Below are 24,332 nucleotides of genomic sequence, written 5' to 3' on the forward strand. Positions count from 1 at the left end.
GGGACAGATCGTAGCGCGCCCGGCAAAACCGCGTCGATAAAAGAACAAGGGCACGAGTTACGAAAAAACTTACAACTTGCCGAAGCCGCGCCTTGCGGCCCTGCCCCTGCTCACCGTAACGTCCTCGCGCGAATGCCCACGAGCCGCCGGAACCGCCACTTGCCCAGCATCAGCCTCTCACTTGTCCAGACGTTCTACCAGCTCGGACGGACCGGCTCCTATTCCGCCGCGGCCCGGGAGCTCAATCTCAGCCATCCATCCGTGGCGAACCATATCCGGCGGCTGGAACACCTCCTCGGAGAGCGGCTGGTTGTAGCCGAGCGCGGGGCACGGCGTGTGGGACTGACACCTCGGGGACTTGCGCTTTACGAGCTTATCCGCCCGGAATTCGACATCATGCTGACGCGTCTGACGCGACTGATGGAGAGCCAGCGTCCGGTGCTGCGGATCGGCATGCCGCAGGGAATCTTCCATGATCTCTTTCCCAGGGTCGTCCGGAAATTCCATGAAAGCCGCCCTGACGTGGAGCTTGTCGTCTACGAGCGTGACACCGCCCTGTCCGATCTGGTCCGCCAGGGCAGCCTCGACATATTCATTGCGGAGCGGCACTTTGGCGACGCTGTCGTGATCCAGCAGTTGATCGGCCGCTACAGCCTTTCGCTCGTCTATCCCCGAACCTGGGGACCCGCTCCCGCCGAGGGAGATATTCCCGAATGGGCCCGCGGTCGTCCTTTCGTTTCGCATGAACCGGGACAGATAATAAGGGACATCGCCACCGGTTTCCTCAGCAGCAAGGGTGCGGTCGTCGAGCCGCTGATCTCGGTTTCGTCAAGCGTCAGCATCAAGCGCTATGTCAGCGAAGGCCTCGGCTTTTCCATCTTGCCTACCTGGTCCGTCGGACCGGACGACGACACGATAACCCGGGTGGAGCTGCTGAGCCTCACGCCTGTTCCCATCTATTTCGGGACGGCGCACTTCCTGAAGGACAACGAGACCGTCCGGGCCTTCTTCAGCCACTGCCAGTTCGAGCTCTCCGGCAGATCCTGATTGGCCATGCTCGCCTCAAAGCGCCTTTTCGAGTTCCGGCAGGACTTCGAAGAGATCGGCGACGAGGCCGTAGTCGGCGACCTGGAAGATCGGCGCTTCCTCGTCCTTGTTGATGGCGACGATCACCTTGCTGTCCTTCATGCCGGCGAGGTGCTGGATCGCACCGGAAATGCCGCAGGCGATGTAGAGGTCCGGGGCGACCACCTTGCCGGTCTGGCCGACCTGCCAGTCGTTCGGCGCATAGCCGGCATCGACGGCGGCGCGGGAGGCGCCGACGGCGGCGCCGAGCTTGTCGGCAACCGGCAGGATGACTTCCTTGAACTTCTCCGAGGAGCCGAGCGCCCGGCCGCCGGAGATGATGATCTTCGCCGAGGTCAGTTCCGGCCGGTCGGAGGACGACAGGGCATCGGAAACATGGGCGGAAAGGCCCGGATCCGCCGCGGCGGCAACCGTCTCGACCGGTGCCGAGCCGCCTTCTTGAGCGGCGGCAAAGGAGGCGGTGCGCACGGTGATCACCTTCTTCGGCTCGCTCGTCTGCACCGTCTGGATGGCGTTGCCGGCATAGATCGGCCGCCGGTACGTGTCGGACGAGACGACCTCGATGATCTCCGAAACCTGGGCGACGTCGAGAAGGGCTGCGACCCGCGGCATGACGTTCTTGCCGACCGAGGTGGCGGCGGCAACGACGGTGTCGTAATTGCCGGCGAGCGAAACGATCAGGGCCGCCAGCGGCTCGGCGAGATTGTTGGCGAGCGAGGCGTCCTCGGCGACCAGCACCTTGGCGACGCCCGAGAGCTTGGAGGCTTGTTCGGCGATGCCTTTGACGTTCTGACCGGCAACCAGCACATGCACGTCGCCGCCGATCTTCGCTGCCGCCGTCAGTGCCTTCGCCGTCTGGTCGGAAAGGTGGCTGTTGTCGTGGTCAGCCAGAAGCAGAATGGCCATGATGATATCTCCCTTTCCTGAACTTAAAGCACGCCGGCTTCGGTCTTGAGCTTCTCGACGAGCTCGGCGACCGTCTTCACCTTGACGCCGGCCTTGCGGCCGGACGGCTCTTCCGTCTTCAAGACTTTCAGCCGCGGGCTGGTGTCGACGCCGAAGTCGGCCGGGGTCTTCTTGTCGAGCGGCTTCTTCTTCGCCTTCATGATGTTCGGCAGCGAGGCATAGCGCGGTTCGTTGAGCCTGAGATCGGTGGTGACCACCGCCGGCAGCTTCAGTTCGACCGTCTGCAGGCCGCCGTCGACCTCGCGGGTGACGTTGACCTTGCCGTCGCCGATCTCGACCTTGGAGGCAAAGGTGCCCTGGGCCCAGCCGAGCAATGCCGACAGCATCTGGCCGGTCTGGTTGGAATCGTCGTCGATCGCCTGCTTGCCGACGATGATCAGCCCCGGCTGTTCGGCCTCGGCCACGCCCTTGACGATCTTGGCGACGGCGAGCGGCTCGACCTGGTCCTCCGTCTCGACCAGGATCGCCCGGTCGGCGCCCATGGCGAGCGCGGTCCTGAGCGTCTCTTCCGCCTTGGCCGGGCCGATCGACACGACCACCACTTCACTCGCCTTGCCGGCTTCCTTCAGCCGCAGCGCCTCTTCGACCGAGATCTCGTCGAACGGGTTCATCGACATCTTCACATTGGCAAGCTCGACGCCCGATCCATCCGCTTTGACCCGGATCTTGACGTTGTAGTCGACCACCCGTTTCACCGTCACAAGTATTTTCATGGATTCCTACTCTCTGTCAGCAACAGTTGCGGAAACGCTCGACCATCACGTCCAGCACCTCGCCGGGATCGCGTTTCCACCAGTCGTTCGCGGAGAAGATCTCGACCTCGCAAGGGCCGCGATAGCCGGCGCCTTCAACGAATGAACGGATCGCCTTGAGATCGGCGACGCCGTCGCCCATCATGCCGCGGTCGAGAAGCACGTCATTCGTTTCGGCGAGCCAGTCGCAGAGGTGATAGCCGTAGATTCGCTCGGCGCCGGCACGCTTCAACTGCCGGTCAAGCTCCGTGTCCCACCAGACATGGTAGACATCCACGGCTATACCGACATTCGGGGCAGCTATGCGATCGCAAAGGTCCACGGCATCGCGCAGCGTCGTGAGGCACGACCGGTTGCCGGCGTAGACGGGATTGAGTGGCTCCAGCGCCAGTTTCACGCCGCTTGCTTGTGCACAGGGAGCGGCTTCGGCAACGCGGTCCGCCACGATCTTCAGGCTCTCGGCAACCCCTTTGGTCCCCGGATGCACGCCTCCGACGACAATCGTTAAGACCGGAGCCCCCAAGGCTGCCGCCATGTCGATCGACCTCTTGAAATCGTCCATGATGCTTTCGACATCCGTCGCCTGGGTGCCTACCAGAAAGGGGGTCCGGCACAGACCCGCCACGGTCAGCCCGGCAGAACGAACCCGTTCGCCGATCTTCACGGCGCGTTCACCGATCTCGCGCCGCCAGAACACGATGCTCCCGAAACCGCGCTCGGCACAGGCATCGATGACCTGTTCGCTCGTCCAACCCGCACCGTGGCCCTCGAGGTTGTGGCCGAGGCTCGCCGTGTTCAGTGCGAGGGCCGAGTGGTCCGAAGAGAAGTCCCTCATCTCAGACTCCGTAGACTGCGAGGAGGCGCTTCATGCGGGTGACGGCCACTTCCGGATCGCGAAGCAGACCGCATTGATCCGCGAGCCTGAAAACCTCGGTGAAATAGGGAAGCGGCCGCATCGCCTGCGCGCCGTTCAGCATCACGAAGTGATCCTGAAAGCCGTTCAGCCAAGCCAGGAAGACCACGCCCGTCTTGTAGTGTTGCGTCGGCGCCCGGAAGATCAGCCGCGCCAGCGGCACTGTCGGATCCAATGTCGCGCGGAACGCGCTAACGTCGCCCTCGCCAAGTCTCTGCACCGCAAAGGCGGCAGCCGGTGCGAGCGGATCGAAGATGCCGAGAAGTGCGTGCGAAAAGCCCTGCTCGTCCCCCTCGATCAGTTCCGGATAGTTGAAGTCGTCGCCGGTATACATCCTGACGCCCGCCGGCAGCAGCCGGCGCATAACGATTTCCTTGTCCTTGTCGAGCAGGGAAATCTTTATGCCGTCGACCTTGCGGACGTTCGCTCCGATGACGGCCAACGCCGTCTGCATCGCGGGCTCGAATGTCTGGCCACCCCAATATCCGGCAAGCTGCGGGTCGAACATGTCGCCCAGCCAGTGCAGGATGACCGGGTGGTCACAGGCATCGAGCACGTCGGAATAGACGCTGATGTAATCGTCCGGCCCCCTGGCCGCCCGAACCAGAGCCCTCGACGCCATCAGGATGATCCGCCCGCCCAGCTTCTGTACCGCTTCGACCTGATCGAGATAGGCACGTCTCACGTCGTCGATGCTGTGGGATCTGGAAAGGTCCAGGTGGTCGGTTCCGCAGCCGTTCGCAACCAGCGCGTCCGGCAGCTCGGCCTTCGTGCGGCGAATGAGTTCCAGGGCGCCCGCCCAGTCCAGACCCATGCCGCGCTGTGCCGTGTCCATGGCCTCGGCGATCCCGAGCCCAAGCCCCGCAAGATAGCGGCGGAACTCCAGCGTCTTCGGCCAGTCGACGGTCGCCCGTCCTGAGGGCTCGTTGGCGGTGAACGGGTCTGCCACGACATGCGCGGCGGAATAGACGACACGAGCACGATCGGGACCGAGGGCCGCGCCCGCTATCGCGTTGCCTGAAAGCCTGTATTCGGCCAGCCTGCCTTCGGCATCGGGAAGAGCAATTTTCATTGGAGACCTCAAAATCGCGGAAGGAGCATGCCGGCATCTGCCGAGATCGTCTGTCCTGTCGTGTAGGGGAGCCTGCCGGAGGCGAGCGAGGCAATCACGGCCCCGACCTCCTCGGGCTCTCCGACGCGCGGAAAAAGTGTCAGCCCCTGCTCCGCACGCTCTCGATAGGAGTCGATCACCGGAGCGGTCATTTCGGTGGCGATCAGGCCGGGCTGGACGTCGTAAACAGCGACGTTTTCCCGCCCAAGGCGGACCGCGAGCGCCTTGGACACCATCGACGCCGCCGCCTTGGAGGCGCAATATTCCGAGCGCTGAACGGCGACCGCCACGGAATTCGACGAAGTGACGTTGACGATCGAGTGGAAAAGCGGGCTTCGCTCCCGAGCCAGAAGTCGGCGCGCGAAAACCTGGCTCAGAAAGAACATCGCCTTGGCATTCACCGTGAGGCAACGATCCCAGCTCTCTTCCGTCACATCGAGGAGGTCGCCGCGCTTCAGAACGCCAACCCCGGCATTGTTGACGAGTGTCGTGAGCGGGCCGAGCTCCGCCTCGATCTTCGTGAGCGCCGCCTCGTGAGCAGCCAAGTCTGCGACGTCGAAGGCCACCGCGATCACCGGCGCTCCGTGCCTGGAGACGCGTGCGGCAGCGGCCGCCAATTCGTCGTCGGCCGTCAGCCCGTTGATTGCGACGGAGAACCCTTCCCGCGCCAGGGCTTCGGCAGCGGCAAGACCGATACCGCGTGACGAGCCCGTCACCAGTGCCACGGGTTTCGCGGTCGGATTACTCACGCCCTTGCCCCCTTCTTCAGAAGTTCACGCGCAATGATCATCCGCTGGATCTGGTTCGTGCCTTCGTAGATCTGGGTGATCTTTGCGTCACGATAGAGCCGCTCGACTTCGAAGCCGCGGATATAGCCCGACCCGCCGAAGACTTGGACCGCGTCGGCGGTGCGCTGAACGGCCATGTCCCCGGCGAAACATTTTGCGATCGAGCAGGCCTTCGTCGCGTCCAGGCCCCGGTCGATCTTCGAGGCGGCCGAATGGACGAGAAGACGCGCGGCTTCGATGTCCTTTGCCATGTCGGCGAGAAGCCACTGCACGCCCTGGAAATCGGAAATGGCCTTGCCGAACTGCTTGCGTGTCCCGGCATAGTCCACCGCCGCCTCCAGCCCCGCCTGGGCGATGCCGACGGCGAGTGCGGCGATGCCCACGCGGCCTTTGTCGAGAACGGACATCATCATGTGGAAACCGCGGCCCTCCTGGCCCAGCAGAGCACCGCCCGGCAGGCGCACATCGGTGAAGGTCAACGCTCCCACCTGGCTGGCTCTCTGGCCCATCTTGTGCTCTTTCGGACCTCTCTCGACCCCTGCGGAATTGAGATCGACGATAAAGATCGACATGCCGCGGTTGCCGGCCTCCTTGTCGGTCCTCGCCAGAACGAAACCGACATCGGCAACGGGCGCGTTATGGATCCAGATCTTGCCGCCGTTAAGCATCCAGCCGTCGCCGTCGCGTTCCGCCGTCGTCCGAATGCCCGATACGTCGGTTCCGGCCTCGGGCTCTGTGATGCAGTAAGCGACCTTGGCGCTCATGTTCAGAACGTCGGGGAGCATGCGTTGCTGACCTTCGGTCCCGTGACGGACGAGCAGTGTGGAGATCAGCTCCACCAGCCCGCACTGATCGGCAACCGACGCATAACCGCGGCTGAGCTCCTCCATCACGACCGCATAGGTCAGCGTATCGAAGCCCGGTCCGCCGAGGTGTTCGGGAACGCCGATACCGAACAATCCGAGCTTCGCCATTTCCCCGTAAAGTTCTGCGGGGAAACGTTCCTCGCGGTCGAGAGACTCCGCCATCGGCCGGATCACTTCGTCGGCGAACGCGCGCGCCATATCACGCGCCTGCTCCTGTATTTCCGTTAGATACATAGACTTATCCCGCATTCAGTAACTATCCAGTTACATACATCGGGATGCGGCAAACGGTCAAGCCGGAAAATCGCCGATCGCACCACGACGAGGCTTGCGCACCGGCCGTCGCCGCGCGTATTATGCACCATCCAGTTACTTACATGAGGAGATTTGCGAATGCATCCGGGAGAGAAACGGAAGTTCGGCCGCGTGGACCTCGACGTCACCGCATTCGGGTTCGGGACAGCGCCGCTCGGCAACATCTTCCGTGAAATCGACGAAGAGACGTCGCAATCCATGTTTGAGCTCGCCTGGGATGCGGGCGTGCGCTTCTTCGATACCGCGCCCATGTACGGGCATGGCCTGGCCGAACTTCGTACCGGCCAGGGCCTGCGCTGGAGGGATCGGGACGAATACGTGCTTTCATCGAAGGTCGGCCGGTTGCTGACGCCCGCCAAGCGATCGACGATCGACTTTGCCCCCTGGGTGAACGCCGCGCCCTTCAGCATGCGCTTCGACTACAGCTATGACGGCACGATGCGCTCCTTCGAAGACAGCCTGCAGAGGCTGGGCCTGGAACGGATGGATATCTGCCTCATCCACGACATCGACGTTTTCACGCGGGGAAGCGAGCAGCCCGAAGTATTCGGCCAGGCCATGGACGGGACCTGGCGGGCGCTCGAGAAACTCCGGTCGGAAGGCCTGGTCAAGGCGATCGGGGTCGGTGTCAACGAATGGGAGGTGTGTCACGAGGCGTTGAAGCAGCGGGATTTCGACTGTTTCCTGCTTGCTGGGCGCTATACGCTTCTCGAACAGGACGCACTCGAGGAATTCCTGCCTCTTTGTGAAGAGCGAGGCGCAGCCGTGGTCGTCGGCGGAGGCTTCAACTCAGGGATCCTGGCAACGGGGGCGAGGGAAGGTGCGAAATACAATTACGCACCGGCGCCGAAGGCCATATTGGAGAAGGTGGCGCGAATCGAGGCGGTGTGCAGGACACATGATGTGCTCCTTGGGGCAGCCGCACTCCAATTCGTGGTCGCGCACCCGGCCGTTCCCTCCTTCATGGCTGGCACACGGACGATCGAACAGCTGCGCCAGAACCTTTCCTGGTTCAGCCACCCGATTCCGGCTGGGTTCTGGACGGAACTCAAGTCCAAGGGGCTCCTGCGCGAGGATGCTCCGATCCCCGCGTGAGGCGACTCAAGAGAGATTGCGCCCTCTCCGATCGTCTTTCTCGGGCTTTGGCCCGAGGAAGACGTTTGAAGAGGGTCCCCGCATCCACTGCCGGGAGAGAAGGTTAGCCGCCTTTCACCGGACCAGAATCGCCCTGAAGTCATTCACATTGGTACCTGTGGGCCCGGGCACGAACAGATCTTCGAGGCAATTGAAAGCAGTCCAGGCGTCGTTGCCCGAGAGCAATGCGACCGGATCTCTGCCGAGTGCGCGCAAGCGCGTGGCGCTGCTTCCGTCTGCAAACGCTCCCGCATTGCTCTCCGAACCGTCGATACCGTCGGTGTCTGCCGCCAGTGAGGCGAAGGACAGGCCTTCGGCTGCGATCGCAAGCGAAAGGAGGAACTCGGTATTGCGCCCTCCCCTTCCATGCCCGCGAAGCGTCACCGTCGTTTCACCGCCCGACAGCAGAACCACGGGACGCTCGAAGGGGCGGTTGCGCAAAACCACTTCGCGCGCGATTGCGGCGTGGACTTTGCCGACGTCGCGCGCCTCCCCTTCGATCGCGTCCGACAGGATGATGGCAGGAATTCCCAGTGCATCGGCCCGAGCCGCGGCAGCCTCCAACGAAAGCCGCGCCGAGGCGATAACCTGGACCTCGTGCCCCGCAAGGACGGGATCGTTCGGCGACGGAGCCGTCCCGTTCTCGCCCTTCAGCCAATCGACGAGCCTCTCGGGCAGTTCGATCCGCCAGGCATCCCTCATTGCGCGGGCAGCAGCTCGGTCCGTCGCGTCGGGAACGGTGGGTCCCGAGGCGACCTGTGCCGGGTCGTCGCCCGGGACGTCGGAAACGATGAAGCTTATCACTTTCGCCGGATGGCAGGCGGCGGCGAGCCGCCCACCCTTTATGCGGGAGACCTGCTTGCGAATCGCGTTCATCACGGAAATCGGTGCGCCGCTTGCGAGCAGTGCCCTGTTCAGGGCGATTTCATCTTCGAGTGCGAGTTCCTCGGGCGGGCAAGGCAGCAGGGCCGAGCCTCCTCCGCAGAAAAGAGCGACGACGAGGTCATCCGGCGTCAGACCCCGAACGGCTTCGAACAGCGCGTGCGAGGCGATCAGTCCGTTGCAGTCGGGAACCGGGTGTGCCGCCTCGATCACTCGTATCCGATCGCAGTGAACGGCGTAGCCGTAGCGGGTGACGACGACGCCTTCGAGCAGGCCGCCCCACAGGCTCTCGAATGCCGCCGCCAGCTGGGCCGCGCCCTTGCCCGCCCCAACGACGACAGTGCGCCCGCGCGGGCGCTGCGGCAATCGCGCGCGAAGCGCAAGCTTCGGGTCTGCCGCCCCCACGGCCGCTTCGAACAATTCCGAAAGAAAGTCCCGATCTTCAGGCGACATGAAAACTCCAGTTCATTGACCGAACCGCGCCGGCCGCCTCTCACGGAAGGCCGACAAGCCTTCCTGCAGCTCGTCGGACGCGGCGGCGACGGCACCCGCCAAGGCTTCGACGACCCGCTCGCTTTCCTCTCCCTCGGCCGCGTTGATGAGCATCTTCGTAAGTTCGGTCGCGCGCGCCGATCGCTTCATTACGCCTGCCGCTGCAATTTCCGCCGCGGCGCGCCCCTCGCCCGTTGCGACCACCTGATCCACCAATCCCAGAGCGAGCGCCTCCTCAGCGCCATAGACATGTCCGAAGAGCGCCATGCGCCGGACGAGCTGCGGACCGAACCTTCGCACCGCGCGCTGCGTTCCGGACCAGCCGGGAATTATTCCGAGCCCCGTCTCCGGCTGCCCTATCCTGACGTGCGCCTCGGCGATCCGGAGATCGGCGCAGGCGGCGAGCTCGAGCCCGCCCCCTAATGTGTGCCCGTTCAACACCGCGATCAGCGGAACCGCGAGCCGGGCCAGAGCATCGAAGGCCGCATGGCCATCACGCACCCAATGGCGGCCGAAGGCCTCGGGCGAAGCATTGCTCCAGGCATCGATGTCGCCGCCGGCGCAGAACGAACGCTCCCCCTCACCGGTCAGTATCGCCACCTTCGCCGCGGAACGCTCGATTTCACGACAGGCCGGGACGATTGCATCGACCATTTCGCCGTCAAGCGCGTTCAGCTTATCCGGCCGGCTGATCGTCAGCCAGGCGACACCTTCCCCGATTTTCAGTCGAACCGGCTCGCTCACAGGCCTAGCCCCATCGCAGTTGAAAGAAACAGGGCCTGGTCCATCTCCTTGAGGCCGTCGGCTACCCGCAGGGGCGTCGCTGCCTGATCGAGAACGTCCCGTCTCAGGTCCAATCCGGGGGCAACCTCGCTGACGACGAGCCCGTCGGGCTCGAGCTTCATTACGCAGCGTTCGGTCACATAGGTGACGTCCTGACCTTGAACGCGTGCGCGCCTGCCGGAAAAACTGACCTGATCGACTTTCGGGACGATCTTCGCAATTCGTCCTTCCTTGTCGATGACGAGCCGCCCGTCCTCGATACGCATTTTCGCGCCTGCGTTGAAATTGCCCGAGAAAACGATCTTCCTTGCGCGCGCAGTAATGTCGACGAAACCGCCCGCGCCGGCCGTGCGGTGGGGTGTCGCTGCGAGGCGGCTGACATTCACCGAACCCTCGCCGTCGATTTCAAGAAAGGACAGCAAAGAGCAGTCGAACCCGCCCGCCTGGAAATAGCAGAACTGATGCGGCGAGGCCACGAAGGCCTCGGCGTTGGAGGCACAGCCGAACTTGAAATCGAGCAGCGGCACGCCGCCCACGGCGCCCTGCTCGATCACCCAGGTGATCTTGCCGTGATGCCCTTCCTCTATCAGCACGCGCGGAACGTTTGCCGAAATACCGAACCCGATATTGACCGCCCAGCCGGCCTTGAGTTCCTGCGCCACACGGCGGGCGATCACCTTGCCGGGGTCCAGCGCCGGCGTGCGGAACGTATGAAGCGGGCGGAACAATTCCCCGGATATCGCAGGATCGTACGGGGTCGCAGTCGTCTGCAATTGATCGGGCGCTTCGACGATGACGTCGACGAGTATCCCCGGAACGCGCACATCGTGAGGACGCATCGTTCCCTCGGCCGCGACCCTCTTCACCTGGGCGATGACGATCCCGCCGGAATTGCGCGCCGCAAGCGCCATCTCCATCGCGCCGAGCGTCGCCCCCTCGTGCTCGTAGGTCAGGTTGCCTCTCTCGTCGGCTGTCGTCGCCCGGATGATCGCGACATCGGGCTGAATGGGCGGAAAATGCAGCCAGTCGTCGTCGGCAAAGCGCACGCGCCTGACGATCGGCTCGCTACGCGCTGCGGCGTTCATGGCGCAGCCCTCCTGCTCGGGATCGACGAAGGTGTCGATGCCGACCTTGGTCAGCACGCCGGGGCGTTTCGCCGCACCTTCCCTCAGCATGTCGAAGACGATGCCGGAGGGCACGTTCCAGGCGGCCACCTCTTCCTTCAGGATCATCTGCCAGATGAGCGGCGGCTCGGCACTGCTCGGACCGGAAGGATACGAACCGCCGATGATCTTCTTCAGCATGCCTCGTCTGGCGATGTGATCGACACCCTTCGTCCCGAAGAAATCTCCGGCGGCGATGGGGTGAACCGACGTCAGTCCGCGCGGATGTCCCTCCGACTCGAACCGCTCTCCGAGCGCCTTCAGAACCTCATCGGGACAACCCAGGCCGGACGACGAATTGACCGCCAGCACCGCCCCGTCCCTGACCAGCCCGGCGGCCTCGTTTGCGGTCATCACTTTTGCCATGCCAAGGCTCCTTTTCTTGTTGCGTAAGTAACTAACCAGTTATAGCTTAAGCATGATGAGCGGTAGAGGCAAGAGGGCATTTTTCCTCAGCTCCTCGTTTTACTGGCCAACCAATGGGAGGACCGATGAGCGTCTATTTCGAGAAGAGCTATCAGAGAGGCTTCGGCACCTACCCACTGAAGGGCGAGCCGTTGAAGGCTGCCGTTCGCGAGGCCATCACGGTCGGGTACCGCGCCTTCGACACCGCACAGATGTACGGCAACGAGGCCGAGACGGGGGAAGCGCTTGCCGAAAGCGGCCTGGCTCGCGACGAGCTATGCATCACCACGAAAGTGCACCCCGATCATTATTCCGAAGAAGCATTCCTGCCTTCGGTCGAGGCGAGCCTGAAGGCCTTGCGGGTCGATCAGGCCGATGTCCTGATGCTGCATTGGCCGGAGATCAATGGTGAGAACGCGCGATCCCTGCGGCTGCTACAGAAGGCATTCGATATCGGTCTCGCCCGCAACATCGGCGTCTCCAATTACACGGCCCCGATGATGCGCGAAGCACGATCGATCGTAGAGGCGCCGCTGGTGACCAACCAGGTCGAATTCCACCCGCTTATCGACCAGAGCCGGCTTCTCGACGCAGCCGAAGAAACGAAGATTGCGCTGTCATCCTACTGTTCGGTTGCCAGGGGCGAGGTCTTCAAGCATCCGCTCTTCGCCGAGATCGGCGCAAGATACGGCAAGACGGCTGCCCAGACGGTGCTTCGCTGGATTCTTCAGAAGGGCGTGTCCATGAATACCATGTCCACCAAGCCGGAGAATATCCGGGCGAATTTCGAGATATTGGATTTTGCGCTTTCGCCGCACGACATGAAGCGCATCGATGCGATGAACGCGACAAACTATCGGATTCTGAAAGCCGGGGTGTTGCCCTGGGTTCCGGACTGGGACCGGTAGGTCACGCACCTCCTCCGCCCGTGGGACGCCTGAAACATCCAATAAGCGGCGTGAAGGGAGGAGCTTTATTCCGCCAGCATGCGTGCGAGCATATGCCTGATGTGGTCGTGCGCACCATAGAAAATTGCTGCCACAATGATTGTACGGCTACGTTCTACCGGTAGAAACCATATTGCCGTCTTGTCCCGCCGAAGAAACCGGATCCCGGAATGTATATCGGGCCGCAAAGTCCCGATATAAGGCGTATCCACGAGACAATCGAATTCGAGGCGCAGTTTGCGGATTCGTTCAGCGCTACGCTCCAACGCCTCGTCAGGCAGATCTCCAAGTTTGACATAAGCGTCGAACAGACGATCGAAGATCAGCTCGAAATCGCGTTCGGCATCCGCAGAATATTCAAGTGTCCACACGCACAGTCCGTCGCTTCCGCTCAATCATTGCCGCGACGCGGCCTTCCATTTCCGTCGCAGAAATCATCGGTCCTGTTAATCGACGCTGGATCACCTCACGAAGCGCTGCCGTTTCGACGGCCTCCGCTTCCGTCTTTTGACGAAGCAGTTCGAGGCCCTGCTGCAGGACGGAACTCAGGCTGGAATACCGGCCGCTCTCTACCAACGAACGGGCGAACGCATCCTGTTGATCGGTCAGTGAGATCGATGATTTGACACTCATCGGCTGAACTCCTTTGGCCCATCATGCTACTCAGTAGCACACTTGTCAAATTGCGTCGGGACTCATCCGTTACTGCGTCGCAGTCAAGCGTCGCGTCGGATCGTGGCCACGCCCAGGCGCTAGGCTGTCGCTTGCTAGACTAAAGTGGACTTCAGCAGATTTCACGCTAGCCCACCGTACCTTTCTCTGCGTGGTCAGCAGAGAAAGGTGACGCCGCTCCCGCGCGTTCAAATGTTGCCCCGTATCAGATCGGCCGCCTTCTCGCCGATCATGATGGTAGCCGCATTGGTGTTGGAGCCCACGAGACTGGGCATCACCGAACTGTCGCAGATGCGGATGCCGTCAAGGCCGTGGACGCGGAGCTGCGGATCGACCACCGACATATCGTCGCGACCCATCTTGCAGGTGCATGTCGGGTGGTAGGACGTCCGCCCGTATTGCCGCGCATAGGCCTCGAAGTCGGCCTGTGTCCTGACGCTCTCGTCGGGGAAGCGGATCGTCTTGATGTACTTCTGCAGCGACGGCTGCCCGAAAATTTCCCTGCTGATCCTGATGCCTTCGACGGAGATCCTGAGATCATCCGGATCATCGAGGAAGTTCGGGTCGACGATCGGCAGGGCACGGGGGTCGGCAGAACGAAGGGTGACGGAACCCCGTGACTTCGGCCGGACCGTGTAGGAATTCAAGGTCACCCCGGAGGAACCCTTTGGGACGCTCGGCACCCCGGCCTCGGCTCCCGCCCCCGCAAGAAAGTGGAATTGCAGGTCGGGATAGGGGCTTGCCCTATCGCCGTACCAGAAGGCTCCACCCTCCACAACATTCGAGGCGACCGGCCCGGATTTGAACAGCGCGTATTCGATTCCCGCCAAGAGCATCCAGTGGAACTTGTTGTACTTGTCGAGGCTGTCATGCCCCTTCAGTTCGGCAACGATGTCCACGCCGAAGTGATCGTGGAGGTTCTGGCCGACCCCCGCCATATCCTGCACGACGTCGATACCGTGGCTCCACAGAGAGGCGGCCGGGCCGACGCCTGAAAGCATCATGAGCTTAGGCGTTCCGATCGCACCCGAGGTGACGAGAACCTCGCTTTCCGCCCGGGCGATCTTCGCGGCGCCCCCGGTCGAGTATTCGACGCCGACGGCGCGGCGGCCCTGGAACACGATGCGCAGGACAAGCGCACCCGTGATGAGCGTGAGGTTCTTGCGCGCGAGCGCCGGCCGCAAATATCCGACAGCGGCCGAGCAACGGCGGCTGTTGCGGATCGTCGTCTGGTAGACCCCTGCACCTTCCTGGACCGGCCCGTTGAAGTCGGGATTATAGGGGATGCCGAGTTCCTGGCAGCTCTGGACGAAAGCCCGTGTCATCGGCTGCGGATCGGGAAGGTTGGAGACTCCGAGAGGACCGTCCGTCCCGTGCCACTCGCCGGAGAGGATCGTATTGCCCTCGGATCGCAGGAAGTAAGGCTTCACCTCCCGAAAGCTCCATCCGTCGGCCCCCTCTTCCACCCAGCGGTCATAGTCCCGCGGGTGGCCGCGCGTATAGACCTCGGCATTGATCGAGGACCCTCCGCCGAGCACTCTCGCCTGGGCATAGGGAATCTCGCGGTTGTTTGCATGTTTCTGCGGGGCGGTCGTCAGGCCCCAGGTCATCGGCCCCGCGGTCATCTTTGCGAAGCCGACCGGCATGTGGATCAACGGGTGACGGTCGCGCCCGCCCGCCTCGATCAGGCAGACGCGCACCGAAGGGTTCTCGGAAAGGCGGGCGGCCAGAACGCAGCCCGACGATCCGCCGCCGACGATGACGTAATCGAAACCTTCCATCATCAGGAGATCCAATGCGTGCGCTTGCCGATCTCGACATGGACCGATTTCACCTGCGTATATTCCTCGACCCCGTACATGCCGGCTTCGCGGCCCCAACCGGACTGCTTGAAGCCTCCGAGCGGCATCTCCGGCCCGCCGGCCATCATGGTATTGACCCAGAAGCGGCCCGCACGAACGCGGCGCGTGACGGTCAGGGCCTTGTCGATATTCTTGGTCCAGACGCTTGCAGCCAGTCCGTAAACCGTGTCGTTTGCCAGTTCGACCGCCTGCTCGACCGTGTCGAAGGTCATCGAGCAAAGCACCGGCCCGAAGATCTCGTCACGCGCGATCGCCATCTCGCGCGATACGCCCGAAAACAGCGTGGGCGCGATGTATTGCCCGCGGCCGAGATCGATGGCGGTCCCCCCGGTCACGAGCTCCGCTCCTTCCGTCTTGCCCTTGGCGATATAGTCGAGAATGGTCGTGTTCTGCGCTTCGGTCGTGATCGCGCCGACCTGGGTCGTCTCGTCCAGCGGGTCCCCGACGCGTATACGTTTCATCTTCTCTGCAAGCAGCGCTTCGAATTCGCGCGCCACCGATCGCTCGACGATCAAGCGCGATGAGGACACGCAGCATTGTCCCGTATTGAAGCTGATGCCGAAAGCTGCGCCATCGGCGGCATCCTCTAGATCGGAGTCGGCAAAGACGATGATCGGGTTCTTGCCTCCAAGCTCCAGGCCGAGCTTCTTGAAATTGCTGTCGGCGGCCGCATGCACGCAGGAACGGCCAACGGCGGTCGAACCCGTGAACGACAGCATGTCGATGTCCGGATGCTCACTCATGGCCTGGCCGATCGTCCGGCCCGAGCCGGTGATGACGTTATACACGCCGTCGGGCAGTCCGGCTTCGGCGAGCACCTCGGCAAGGATGAGAGTCGTCGCGGAAGTCACCTCCGACGGTTTCACGACCATCGTGCAACCCGATGCGAGAATGAAGGGAACGCGCTCGCACAGGATAAGGAAAGGAAAGTTCCATGGCGTGATGAGCCCGACGACCCCGATCGGCTCGCGCAGAACCATGCCGAACAATCCGTCTCCGAGCGAATTGAAGCTGTCGCCGTGCAGAAGGCGGGCTGCACCCGCGCCTACTTCGAAGCAGGCGATGCAGTGGTCGATCTCGCCGCGCGCCTGAGCGATCGGTTTGCCATTTTCCAGCGTCTCCCAATAGGCGAGCTCATCGCGGCGGGTGCGCAGGATCTCGGCCACCCGCAGCAGTACCGAGGCACGAGAGCCCCCCGGGAGACCGGACCAACGCCGGTCCTCGAAAGCCCGGCGTGCGGCGGCGACTGCGGCATTCAGGTCGTCGACGCTGCATTTTGCCGTGCGGGTGACCGCAACGCCATGTCCGGGCGAGTGCCGCACGAAGAAGTCATGCCCGCTTTGCCATTTGCCGTCCACGAAGAAACCGAAATCCCGCGGGGCGGCCGGAGGGGAAAGGAAGTTGTTCAGCTGGTCCATCGGGTGCCTCCCTATTTTAGTAAGTAAACGGATATTGCTGTTAGCTGCGCCCTCGACCACGATGGCTTTAGGTCCGGTCGACCTGAAGTCATGGTCGTAATCGATTCAAAAAACTGGAGCGGGATGCGGCGGAAAACCGCGCAGACACTTCCTCATCCCGCACTAAGCGTCCAGCAGGATCTGGGTCTTGAGGTGCCCGGTTCTTGCCGGAATCGTTTCGAAGGCCTCCTGAATGCGTTCGAGCGGATAGTGAGCAGCGGTAAAGGCCGCGGTCCGGAACCTGCCATGGGACAGAAGCGTCAACGCGTCATGCATGTCCTCCCCCATTCCGGCAACCGAGCCTTTGAGGCTGTTTTCCTCGAGTACGGTCTTGAGTATCTCGATCGGAATGGTCTCGCCTGGCGGGGTAATCCCGAAGAAAGCCACATGACCGCCCTTGCGGACCAGGTCGAAGGCCTGGCGATAGAGCTTCGAGCTGCCGACGCTTTCGACGACGATATCAGCGCCGCGTCCGCCCGTCATCTCCAGCACCTTGCTCCCGAGCGCCGCCGGCTCCGATACGGCAGCATCCGCGCCCGCCTCAACCGCCATGCGGCAGCGCTCGCTCGACAGATCCGCAACAATGATCGGGGCCATGCCGACAAGGCGCATCATCTGGACATGCAGGTTGCCGATGGGGCCCGCTCCCAGAACCACTCCCGACCGACCGAAGGCCGCACCGGCCTTGCGCGCCGCCCGGACGACGCAGGCGACCGGTTCGACGAGGGCAAGAACTGCTTCGGGAACCCCATCCGGCACCGGTAGCACCAGACGGCCGGGAAGAGCGACATACTGCGCAAAGGCTCCATCGCGCCCGATCCCGATCTGCTCCACTTCGCCGCAGTTCAGAACCTCGTTGCGTCGGCACCAGTAGCAGTTGCCGCAACCGATATTGATGTCCGCGACCACACGCATCCCGGTCTTGAGGTGCGTCACGCTTGCGCCAATCTCGGCGATCGTCCCGCAGAACTCGTGCCCAGGCACTATCGGCAACCGATCAGCCGCGTAATGGCCGTTGAATATGTGGAGGTCGGTACCGCATATGCCCGCCCGCGTTACGCGGATCAGGACGTCGGCTGGACCGATCTCGGGAATGCCGACCTCTCTGACTTCAAACCGGCGCGGCTCCACGAGAACGGCAGCTTTCATCGTCGCCATCCTTCTCTCCTACTTCACGGTCCTGAGCTTGGCCCGGTCGATCGTCAAGGCGATGGCGCCGATGAGGACGATGCCGAAGACCATCTGCTGTTGTGTCGCATCGATCTCGAAATAGAGCATCGAGGCGCGAATGACCGCCACGATCAGGGTGCCGATAACCGTGTTGAGGACCCCACCCACGCCGCCCGTCAGCGGAGTTCCGCCAACGAGAACGGCGACGATAGCCGGCAGCAGGAAACCGTTGGCGATCGTCGGCGCTCCGCCCGACAGCTTGACTGCGAACAGGAGGCCGGCAATCGCCGCAAGCGCACCGGAAATCGCAAAGGCCAGTATCTTGTAGCGGGCCACGTTCAAACCCGATGCGGCGGCCGCGAGCTCGCCTGCGCCGACGGCCTTCAGCGCCCGTCCGAGAATGGTCCGGCGCTCGATGAAGAGGCAGACGAGGAGGAGCACTGCCGCGATGAGGAGTTCGTTCGGGACCCCCCATGTCCGGCCGATCATCCAGCCGAAGGTCTCGTTGCGTTGCGCCGCGTCCATGTTCAGCGCGCGCTGGCCGGACAGCCACTGTGCGACCGAAAAAGCGACGCCGCCTACGGCAAGAGTGGAAATGAAGGACGGAACGTAAAGCCTCGTGGTGATGTAGCCCGACAAGGTGCCCAGCAGAAAACCCGCGGCCACGCAGAGAAGGGCCACCCAGGCTCCCATCGATGCAAGGTAGACCGAGGCAATCACGGTCACCATGTTGGCCATGGACTGGGCCGACAGGTCGATGCCTCCGATATAGATGGCGAAGGTCAGGCCGAGCGCCATGATGAAGAGCGGCACGATGTCGCCTGCGAGGCTCATGAGGTTTTGCGGCTTGAGAAAGCCGGGATCGGCCATGCCGACGATGGCGACGAGCACCGTGAGCGTGATCCAGGGCAGGTGCGGTTTGAGGCGTTGTATGTCCATCTTATCCTCAGATCATGTAATGCAGGAGGTCATACAGGGAGGGCTTCGCGCCAGGCACGCAATCGAACCGTTTCTGGATCCTGCCATCCTTGACGACGACGATCGTATGGGAGAGTCCGATCGCTTCCTCGAGCGTGTCGGCCACCAGGACGATCCCGACGCCCGCATCGCTCATGGCGCGGATCATTTCATAGACGTCCTCCTTCGCCCCGATGTCGAGACCGCGCGTCGGGTGATCGAGGAGCATGATATCGGCGCCCGCGGAGCGCCATTTGGCGAGAACGACCTTCTGCTGGTTGCCGCCTGAAAGGTTGCCGCAGTCGGCGAGCTCGGAATGGGCCTTGATGGAGAGCTTCCTGATCCACTCCCGCGCGAGCGCGCGCTCCTTTCCGACCTGCAGAACGCTCGCCGTCGAATGCTTCTTCAACTGCGAGAGGGTCATGTTCTCGTAGACATTCATGCCCGCCACGATGCCCTCGATCTTGCGCTCGCGCGGAACATATCCGACACCGAGGCCGACCGATTGACGCGGCGAATATGTCCTCACCTCCCGTCCCTTGATCTTCAGGCGTCCGCCGGTGGGGCTGAGCATGCCGTAGATTGCGCGCAGGATCGCTTCACGGCCCGAGCCTTCGGTTCCGACGAGGCACAGGACCTCACCGGCGTGAAGCCTGAGCGAGATATCCTTCGTGCGGCCCGGCAGGTCGATGCCGGACATTTCGACGAGGACTCTCGAGGGATCGTAGGGCTTTTGAAGCTGCTCCCGATAATATTGCTTGTCGACGTTCCGCCCGACCATCTTGTGCTGGATCGATTCGGCATCGGCTCCGCCCCCGCCCCGCTCGACGACGTCGACCACCTGTCCGTCCTTCATCACGTAGATGCGATCCGACAGCTCCATGACTTCGTCCATTCGGTGCGAGACGAATATGAAGGAGGCACGGGTCACGAGCTCGCGCACGAGCTTGAACAGAAGCTCGACTTCGTCCTTCGACAGGACCGAGGTGGGCTCGTCGAGGAGGATGACGAGATCGCCGTCGACCCGCTCTTCGAGTGTGAGGACCTTGGCGAGTTCGACCAGCTGACGCTGAGCGAAGGACAGTTTCGATGTGACCGTCGAAGGATCGATGTCCAGCTTGACCTTCGCAAGCTGTGCTTTCGCGGCCTTGGCCATCTCCTTCCAGTTGATGACGCCGAGGCGGACGAACTGCTGCTCGTAGCCGAGAAAAATGTTCTCCATCACCGTCAGGTTCGGGATCAGGGACTGCTCCTGAAACACCATCCCGATCCCCTTTTCCATCGCCTGGCGGGGGTTCGCGAAGCGCACGGCATCGCCGTTGATGAGGATCTGCCCGCCATCGGGCTGGTAGGCGCCATAGATCACCTTCATCAGGGTGGATTTTCCCGCGCCGTTCTCTCCCACCAGCCCGACGACTTCGCCGCGCTTGATATGGAAGTCGATCGCCTTGAGCGCATGAACGCCGGGAAACTTCTTGTCGAGGGACTTCAGCTCGTACATGTCCTCACCCTCACTTCACGAAAGAGACCAGCTTGCGATCGGTCGACAGCACGACGGCAAGGATGACGAGGAGGCCCAGAACTCCGTCCTGAAGGAAATCCGGCAGACCGATGACCACCATGCCGTTGTTGATGACGCCGACGATCAGGGCGCCTATCAGCGCATTCCACACGCCGCCGATGCCGCCCCACAGAGCCACTCCGCCGACGACGACGGAGGTGATCGATACGAACATGAAATTGGAACCCGTCACCGACTCCGCTTGACCGATGCGTGCGACGACGAGGACTGCCGCGATCGCGTAAAACACGCCTGCAAGCGCAAAGCCGGCGATCCGCACGCGGCTGACGTCGAGGCCCGAGGCATGCGCCAGCTCTTCTCCGCCGCCGACCGCATAGAAGTTGCGGCCTAGCCTCGTGTGCTCCTGGATGAACCAGGCCACGATCAGGAATACGGCGGCCACGTACACCATGAGCGGGAAGCCAAGCCATCTGACGGTCAAGAGGCCACGGAACGCCGGATCGCTGACCCTCACTATGTCGCCGCCGGTGATCAGAATTGCCGCGCCGGTTCCGACGAAGCCCATCGCGAGGCTCGCCATGAACGAGGGTACCCGCAGTTTGACGTGGACCAGGCCGTTCAGGAAGCCTATGAGCCCGCCTATGATCAGGATCAGCGGAAGGGCGAGCCACGCCGTGCCCAGCAAGGTGCCGCCGAGCTTTATGAAGGCAAAGGAGAAGAGCACGGCCGTAAGCGAGATGACACCTTCCATGGAAAGGTCGATCGAGCCCATGATGATGATGAAAGTCACGCCCACGGCCACCATCAAGGCGGGGGCGGATGCGACGGCGATGCGCGCGAAGTTGCGGGCCGAGAAGAATGTCGGGTTTAAAACCGTAAAGAAGATCACAAGCGCGATGAGCACCAGAAGGGGCGCCCATTTGATCAGGGTCTCGCGCGATATGGGCCGGGTCACGGATGGGCACCTTTCGCAGGGTCTCGGATAGGAATATCGGGGACGGTCAGCTGTGCGCCGTCCCCGGAAAGAGGGTCAGGACCGATACTGAATTTGTCCGTTCGAGGGACCCCAGAAGTCGGCCCAATCGTATTTCGGTACCGAATCCAGATATTTGGCCTTGAACTCCTCGGCATCCTTCTTGCTGACCAGGACGGTCGGTCCGTAGAACTCGCGATGTTCTTTCGGCTCTTCCGACGGCTTGAAGCTGCCGGTTGCCGCATGGTAGGCGAGCGCCGACGTGATGCCACCGCCCCAGTGCGGATTGGTGAAGACCGTCGCGAGCAGCTGGCCGTCCATGACCATCTGCACCGCTTCGGGATTGCCGTCATAGGACACGATCGGCATGCCCTCGATGCCTTCGGCGCGCAGCGCCTCGATGACGCCGTAGGCGATGTTGTCGTTGGCGCAATGCACGCCCTTGATCCTGTCGCCATAGCGGGTCAGGAAGGATGACATCAAAGCCGCGCCCTTCTGCGTGTCCCAGTCCGCCGGCTGCGCGTCGAGCAGTTCGATGTTGGGAAAGTCCTTCAGCGCATTCTTCAGACCGTTGAGCCGCTCGACCGCAGGGTTGTTGGCGGCAATGCCGCCCAGGTGGACGACACCGCCCTCGCCGCCCATGGCTTCGAACAGGATGCGCGCGGTTTCTTCGGCGGGCTTCTCGTCCGACCAGGTCATGTGCGACACGTAGTTGTCGCCGAAATCCCATGGATGGAGATCATCGGTCTTGTTCCAGATCGTGGAGATGTAGCCGCCCGCAGCCGCCACCGCCTCCACGATCGGCCGCGCATTCGGGCTGTCATTGGCATCGCAGGCCAGGGCGCAATTTCCATTGTTCTTGGCAAGGAAGGCCTTGATGTCGGCCAGAGATTTCTCGGATGATCCTTCGTTGATCAGACTTACGAGCGCGCTCTTCGGCTTGCCGAGCGATTCGACGAATGCTTCGCCGCCGGAGACGACCGAGTTCCAATAGGCCGAAGCGCGGTCGCGATAGCTCCAGGCGATCGCGGGATCCGTCAATGCAGCGCGCGCGCCGCCGCCAAACGGGTTTGGCAGGACCGCTGCCCCCAGACCTGCGGCCGAGGCAAGCAGAAAGTGACGACGGCTGATCGTCTCACGCTCGATGAAGTTCTTGATGAATGTCGACATTCGCATTCCTCCCAATGCAGTTGAGTGTCCGGCACCGACGGCTTCATGGAGGAGAATGATCATTCCCCGCCCGCACCCTTCTTCCGCCGCCACTACCGTTAACGCACTAACTAGTTACTTGTTTAGTGTTGCATGAGTCAAGGGTTTTCATATATTTTCATCAAGCCGACCATCTCGGCAGGCGGCTTTGACGGCTATACCGGCAGGCGTGTATGAGTCGGACAACACAAGCCATGAACGCGTGAAGGTCAGACCTTGAGAACGACGAGTGCACAGAAAGCGAAAGCAGCCGGGAAGCCACGGCTACGCGATGCCGAAGCAACCAAGGCGCGCATCCTCGAGGCCGCGAAGAAAGAATTCGCGAAAAACGGATTGGGGGGCGCCAGGGTGGACGTGATCGCCGAGAAGGCAAACGCCAACAAGCGGATGATTTACCACTACTTCGACGGCAAGGACCACCTCTTCCAGACCGTTCTCGAAGACGCCTATAACGGGATACGGACCGCGGAACAAAAGCTCAACCTCAATGACCTTGAACCCAAGGCTGCCCTCGAGAAGCTCGTACGTTTCACCTGGGAATACTATCTGAAGCACCCGGAGTTCATAACGCTGGTCAACAGCGAGAACCTTCATCGCGCCAAGCACTTGAAGAAGTCCCAGGTGGTCCGTGCAACCAGTCGAAAATTCGTCGGCATGGTCAAGGAACTGCTGGAGCGGGGCGTTTCCGAAGGGGTTTTCCGGCCGGGAATCGACCCGGTCCAACTGAACCTCACCATCGCGGCCATCGGCTATTACTACATCACCAACCGCTTCACCGGTTCGATCGTTTTCGAGCGTGACCTGATGGCGAAAGACGCGCTCGAAGAGCGCGTTCAATTCAACATAGAGACCATCATGCGCATGGTTTGCGCTTAGATCACGACGACTTCAGGTCGGGTCCGTCGAAATCGGTCCAATCAAGGACGATGAACGGTTCCTCGATACGTCTTGCGGCAATGTCTGCGTAGAGAGAGGCAGGATCGGTCGGAGGAACATGGCGCAGCAGTCCGCCGAGTTCGATTCTTCCCTCTGCCAGCCAGTCGAGCGCCCGGGCAAACCCTCCGAAGACGCTGTGGCGCGCGTTATTGTAACCGCCCAGCAGTTCCTCCCACTCGAATGCACGGGCATGAACCGGCAATTCCCATTCCCAGCCCGACCGCAAGGTCACGAGATTGAAGAAAACCGCGTTCAGAAGCTCATGCGCGGAGATCTCGGTCAGCTTGCGCCATGGAACGCCGACCAGGACGACCTCGCCCAGGCGGCGAACGATGCGGCATGCGTCGAGCACGGCCCCTTCATGGCCGGAACAATCGAGAACGAGCGCGACCTGCCCCTGAAGCGACGACTGAAGCGGGACACGCTCGCGGCAATCGGAGATGCCGCAACTGGCGAGCTGCGCCCTTCTCAGAGGATCCGGATCGACGACGGTCACGCGGTAACCGGAAATCTTGAAGAGCTGCGCCGCGAGAAGACCGACCGGGCCGGCTCCAGTGATGACGACGTGATCGCCAGGCCGGGCCTTGGTCGTCATGAGGCTCGTGAGCGACACGCCCATGAGGCGTGAGAGAACGGCGATCTCGGGCCTCAAGCCGGCCGGCAATGGAACCGTGTCCCGCGCCGTATGCGTCTGAGTGCTTCGGTGCATGCCCATCGCGAAACGCAATTCACCGGGCCGAATACCATCCACGCCGTCCGCCACCTCTTCCACCTCGAAGACGGCAGAATAGCCGGGCCGAATCGGAAAAACATCGCCATTCGCCCAGCCGAGTTCGGTTCCGGGGCTGACCAAAGTACAAACCGTCCGCCCACGGATTTCGCCGGAGTTTAGCGGCAAGTCCACATACCGGTCGAGTCGGAACGTCTGCTTTGCAGGGATCGTTATCTCGTGGGGCAAGCGCACTCCTTTC

At 62.4% G+C, this 24,332-nt stretch carries 23 protein-coding genes; 4 read left to right on the plus strand and 19 right to left on the minus strand.

Translation table 11 applies throughout. The annotated features are described in order from the left end of the window. The first annotated feature begins 159 nt into the window (after positions 1-159). Positions 160-1,047, plus strand: a complete 888-nt coding sequence (locus tag PZL22_RS24775) for a LysR family transcriptional regulator (protein WP_017276788.1) — start codon at positions 160-162, stop codon at positions 1,045-1,047. A 15-nt stretch (positions 1,048-1,062) separates the two neighbouring features. Here the strand turns inward: PZL22_RS24775 and PZL22_RS24780 are convergent, their stop codons facing one another. The 6 genes from PZL22_RS24780 to PZL22_RS24805 are packed head-to-tail and all read right to left on the minus strand — an operon-like array spanning position 1,063 to position 6,716. Continuing rightward, the gene (locus PZL22_RS24780; RefSeq protein ID WP_284718762.1) at positions 1,063-1,992 is read right to left on the minus strand and encodes an electron transfer flavoprotein subunit alpha/FixB family protein; all 930 of its coding nucleotides are present in this window, start codon (positions 1,990-1,992) and stop codon (positions 1,063-1,065) included. Between the two features lie 23 nt (positions 1,993-2,015). Then, positions 2,016-2,765 (minus strand): electron transfer flavoprotein subunit beta/FixA family protein, encoded by a 750-nt coding sequence (locus PZL22_RS24785; protein WP_010970096.1) that lies wholly within the window; start codon positions 2,763-2,765, stop codon positions 2,016-2,018. A gap of 16 nt (positions 2,766-2,781) precedes the next feature. Next, complete coding sequence (locus tag PZL22_RS24790) at positions 2,782-3,639, minus strand: sugar phosphate isomerase/epimerase family protein (protein ID WP_088201128.1); 858 nt, start codon at positions 3,637-3,639, stop codon at positions 2,782-2,784. 1 nt (position 3,640) lies between these two features. Further along, a complete protein-coding gene (locus PZL22_RS24795) occupies positions 3,641-4,789 on the minus strand; it encodes a dihydrodipicolinate synthase family protein (protein ID WP_095918971.1) in 1,149 nt (382 codons plus the stop codon). Between the two features lie 8 nt (positions 4,790-4,797). Continuing rightward, the gene (locus PZL22_RS24800) at positions 4,798-5,577 is read right to left on the minus strand and encodes a 3-ketoacyl-ACP reductase (RefSeq protein ID WP_095918973.1); all 780 of its coding nucleotides are present in this window, start codon (positions 5,575-5,577) and stop codon (positions 4,798-4,800) included. After that, positions 5,574-6,716, minus strand: a complete 1,143-nt coding sequence (locus tag PZL22_RS24805) for an acyl-CoA dehydrogenase family protein (protein WP_095918974.1) — start codon at positions 6,714-6,716, stop codon at positions 5,574-5,576. The genes PZL22_RS24800 and PZL22_RS24805 overlap by 4 nt, the downstream gene beginning before the upstream one ends. A 159-nt stretch (positions 6,717-6,875) precedes the next feature. Between PZL22_RS24805 and PZL22_RS24810 the strand changes: the two genes are divergently transcribed. Beyond that, complete coding sequence (locus PZL22_RS24810) at positions 6,876-7,892, plus strand: aldo/keto reductase (RefSeq protein WP_127634427.1); 1,017 nt, start codon at positions 6,876-6,878, stop codon at positions 7,890-7,892. Between the two features lie 114 nt (positions 7,893-8,006). Here the strand turns inward: PZL22_RS24810 and PZL22_RS24815 are convergent, their stop codons facing one another. From PZL22_RS24815 to PZL22_RS24825, 3 genes are read right to left on the minus strand one after another with little or no spacing between them, the layout of a single operon-like run. Next, positions 8,007-9,266: a glycerate kinase type-2 family protein gene (locus tag PZL22_RS24815; RefSeq protein ID WP_088201123.1), complete on the minus strand. Its 1,260-nt coding sequence runs from the start codon at positions 9,264-9,266 to the stop codon at positions 8,007-8,009. Between the two features lie 12 nt (positions 9,267-9,278). After that, positions 9,279-10,049, minus strand: a complete 771-nt coding sequence (locus PZL22_RS24820) for an enoyl-CoA hydratase/isomerase family protein (RefSeq protein ID WP_010967742.1) — start codon at positions 10,047-10,049, stop codon at positions 9,279-9,281. Continuing rightward, positions 10,046-11,617 carry an acyl CoA:acetate/3-ketoacid CoA transferase gene (locus PZL22_RS24825; protein ID WP_127525912.1) on the minus strand — a complete coding sequence of 524 codons (1,572 nt, stop codon included), beginning with the start codon at positions 11,615-11,617 and terminating at the stop codon, positions 10,046-10,048. Before PZL22_RS24825 ends, PZL22_RS24820 begins: the two co-directional genes overlap by 4 nt. Before the next feature lie 125 nt (positions 11,618-11,742). Here PZL22_RS24825 and PZL22_RS24830 point away from each other — a divergent pair, with 125 nt between their 5' ends. Beyond that, positions 11,743-12,564: an aldo/keto reductase gene (locus PZL22_RS24830; RefSeq protein ID WP_164819867.1), complete on the plus strand. Its 822-nt coding sequence runs from the start codon at positions 11,743-11,745 to the stop codon at positions 12,562-12,564. Between the two features lie 65 nt (positions 12,565-12,629). Here the strand turns inward: PZL22_RS24830 and PZL22_RS24835 are convergent, their stop codons facing one another. The 9 genes from PZL22_RS24835 to PZL22_RS24875 form a co-directional block, all read right to left on the minus strand. Further along, the gene (locus PZL22_RS24835) at positions 12,630-12,980 is read right to left on the minus strand and encodes a type II toxin-antitoxin system RelE/ParE family toxin (RefSeq protein WP_201269295.1); all 351 of its coding nucleotides are present in this window, start codon (positions 12,978-12,980) and stop codon (positions 12,630-12,632) included. Beyond that, positions 12,961-13,236 carry a type II toxin-antitoxin system ParD family antitoxin gene (locus PZL22_RS24840; RefSeq protein WP_014531516.1) on the minus strand — a complete coding sequence of 92 codons (276 nt, stop codon included), beginning with the start codon at positions 13,234-13,236 and terminating at the stop codon, positions 12,961-12,963. The genes PZL22_RS24835 and PZL22_RS24840 overlap by 20 nt, the downstream gene beginning before the upstream one ends. 227 nt (positions 13,237-13,463) lie before the next feature. Next, on the minus strand, positions 13,464-15,059 hold the full coding sequence (locus tag PZL22_RS24845) for a GMC family oxidoreductase (RefSeq protein ID WP_088201247.1): 1,596 nt from the start codon (positions 15,057-15,059) through the stop codon (positions 13,464-13,466). Beyond that, positions 15,059-16,555 (minus strand): aldehyde dehydrogenase family protein, encoded by a 1,497-nt coding sequence (locus tag PZL22_RS24850; RefSeq protein ID WP_010967747.1) that lies wholly within the window; start codon positions 16,553-16,555, stop codon positions 15,059-15,061. The genes PZL22_RS24845 and PZL22_RS24850 overlap by 1 nt, the downstream gene beginning before the upstream one ends. Positions 16,556-16,717: 162 nt before the next feature. Then, on the minus strand, positions 16,718-17,752 hold the full coding sequence (locus tag PZL22_RS24855) for a zinc-dependent alcohol dehydrogenase (protein WP_164819865.1): 1,035 nt from the start codon (positions 17,750-17,752) through the stop codon (positions 16,718-16,720). Positions 17,753-17,761: 9 nt separating this feature from the next. Then, positions 17,762-18,703 carry an ABC transporter permease gene (locus PZL22_RS24860; protein ID WP_010967749.1) on the minus strand — a complete coding sequence of 314 codons (942 nt, stop codon included), beginning with the start codon at positions 18,701-18,703 and terminating at the stop codon, positions 17,762-17,764. 7 nt (positions 18,704-18,710) lie between these two features. Continuing rightward, complete coding sequence (locus PZL22_RS24865; RefSeq protein WP_127624860.1) at positions 18,711-20,222, minus strand: sugar ABC transporter ATP-binding protein; 1,512 nt, start codon at positions 20,220-20,222, stop codon at positions 18,711-18,713. 10 nt (positions 20,223-20,232) lie between these two features. Further along, a complete protein-coding gene (locus tag PZL22_RS24870; protein ID WP_127634195.1) occupies positions 20,233-21,198 on the minus strand; it encodes an ABC transporter permease in 966 nt (321 codons plus the stop codon). Between the two features lie 75 nt (positions 21,199-21,273). Next, positions 21,274-22,386, minus strand: coding sequence for a sugar ABC transporter substrate-binding protein (locus tag PZL22_RS24875; RefSeq protein WP_013845509.1), 1,113 nt, complete (start codon positions 22,384-22,386; stop codon positions 21,274-21,276). Between the two features lie 255 nt (positions 22,387-22,641). On the opposite strand from PZL22_RS24875, the gene PZL22_RS24880 reads away from it, so the two are divergent. Continuing rightward, positions 22,642-23,301 carry a TetR/AcrR family transcriptional regulator gene (locus PZL22_RS24880; RefSeq protein ID WP_003527031.1) on the plus strand — a complete coding sequence of 220 codons (660 nt, stop codon included), beginning with the start codon at positions 22,642-22,644 and terminating at the stop codon, positions 23,299-23,301. Position 23,302: 1 nt separating this feature from the next. Here the strand turns inward: PZL22_RS24880 and PZL22_RS24885 are convergent, their stop codons facing one another. Beyond that, positions 23,303-24,319, minus strand: a complete 1,017-nt coding sequence (locus tag PZL22_RS24885) for a zinc-dependent alcohol dehydrogenase (RefSeq protein WP_088201115.1) — start codon at positions 24,317-24,319, stop codon at positions 23,303-23,305. Positions 24,320-24,332 lie beyond the last annotated feature (13 nt).

Source organism: Ensifer meliloti, from assembly GCF_030064585.1.
In the GTDB taxonomy this organism is placed as follows: Bacteria; Pseudomonadota; Alphaproteobacteria; order Rhizobiales; family Rhizobiaceae; genus Sinorhizobium; species Sinorhizobium meliloti.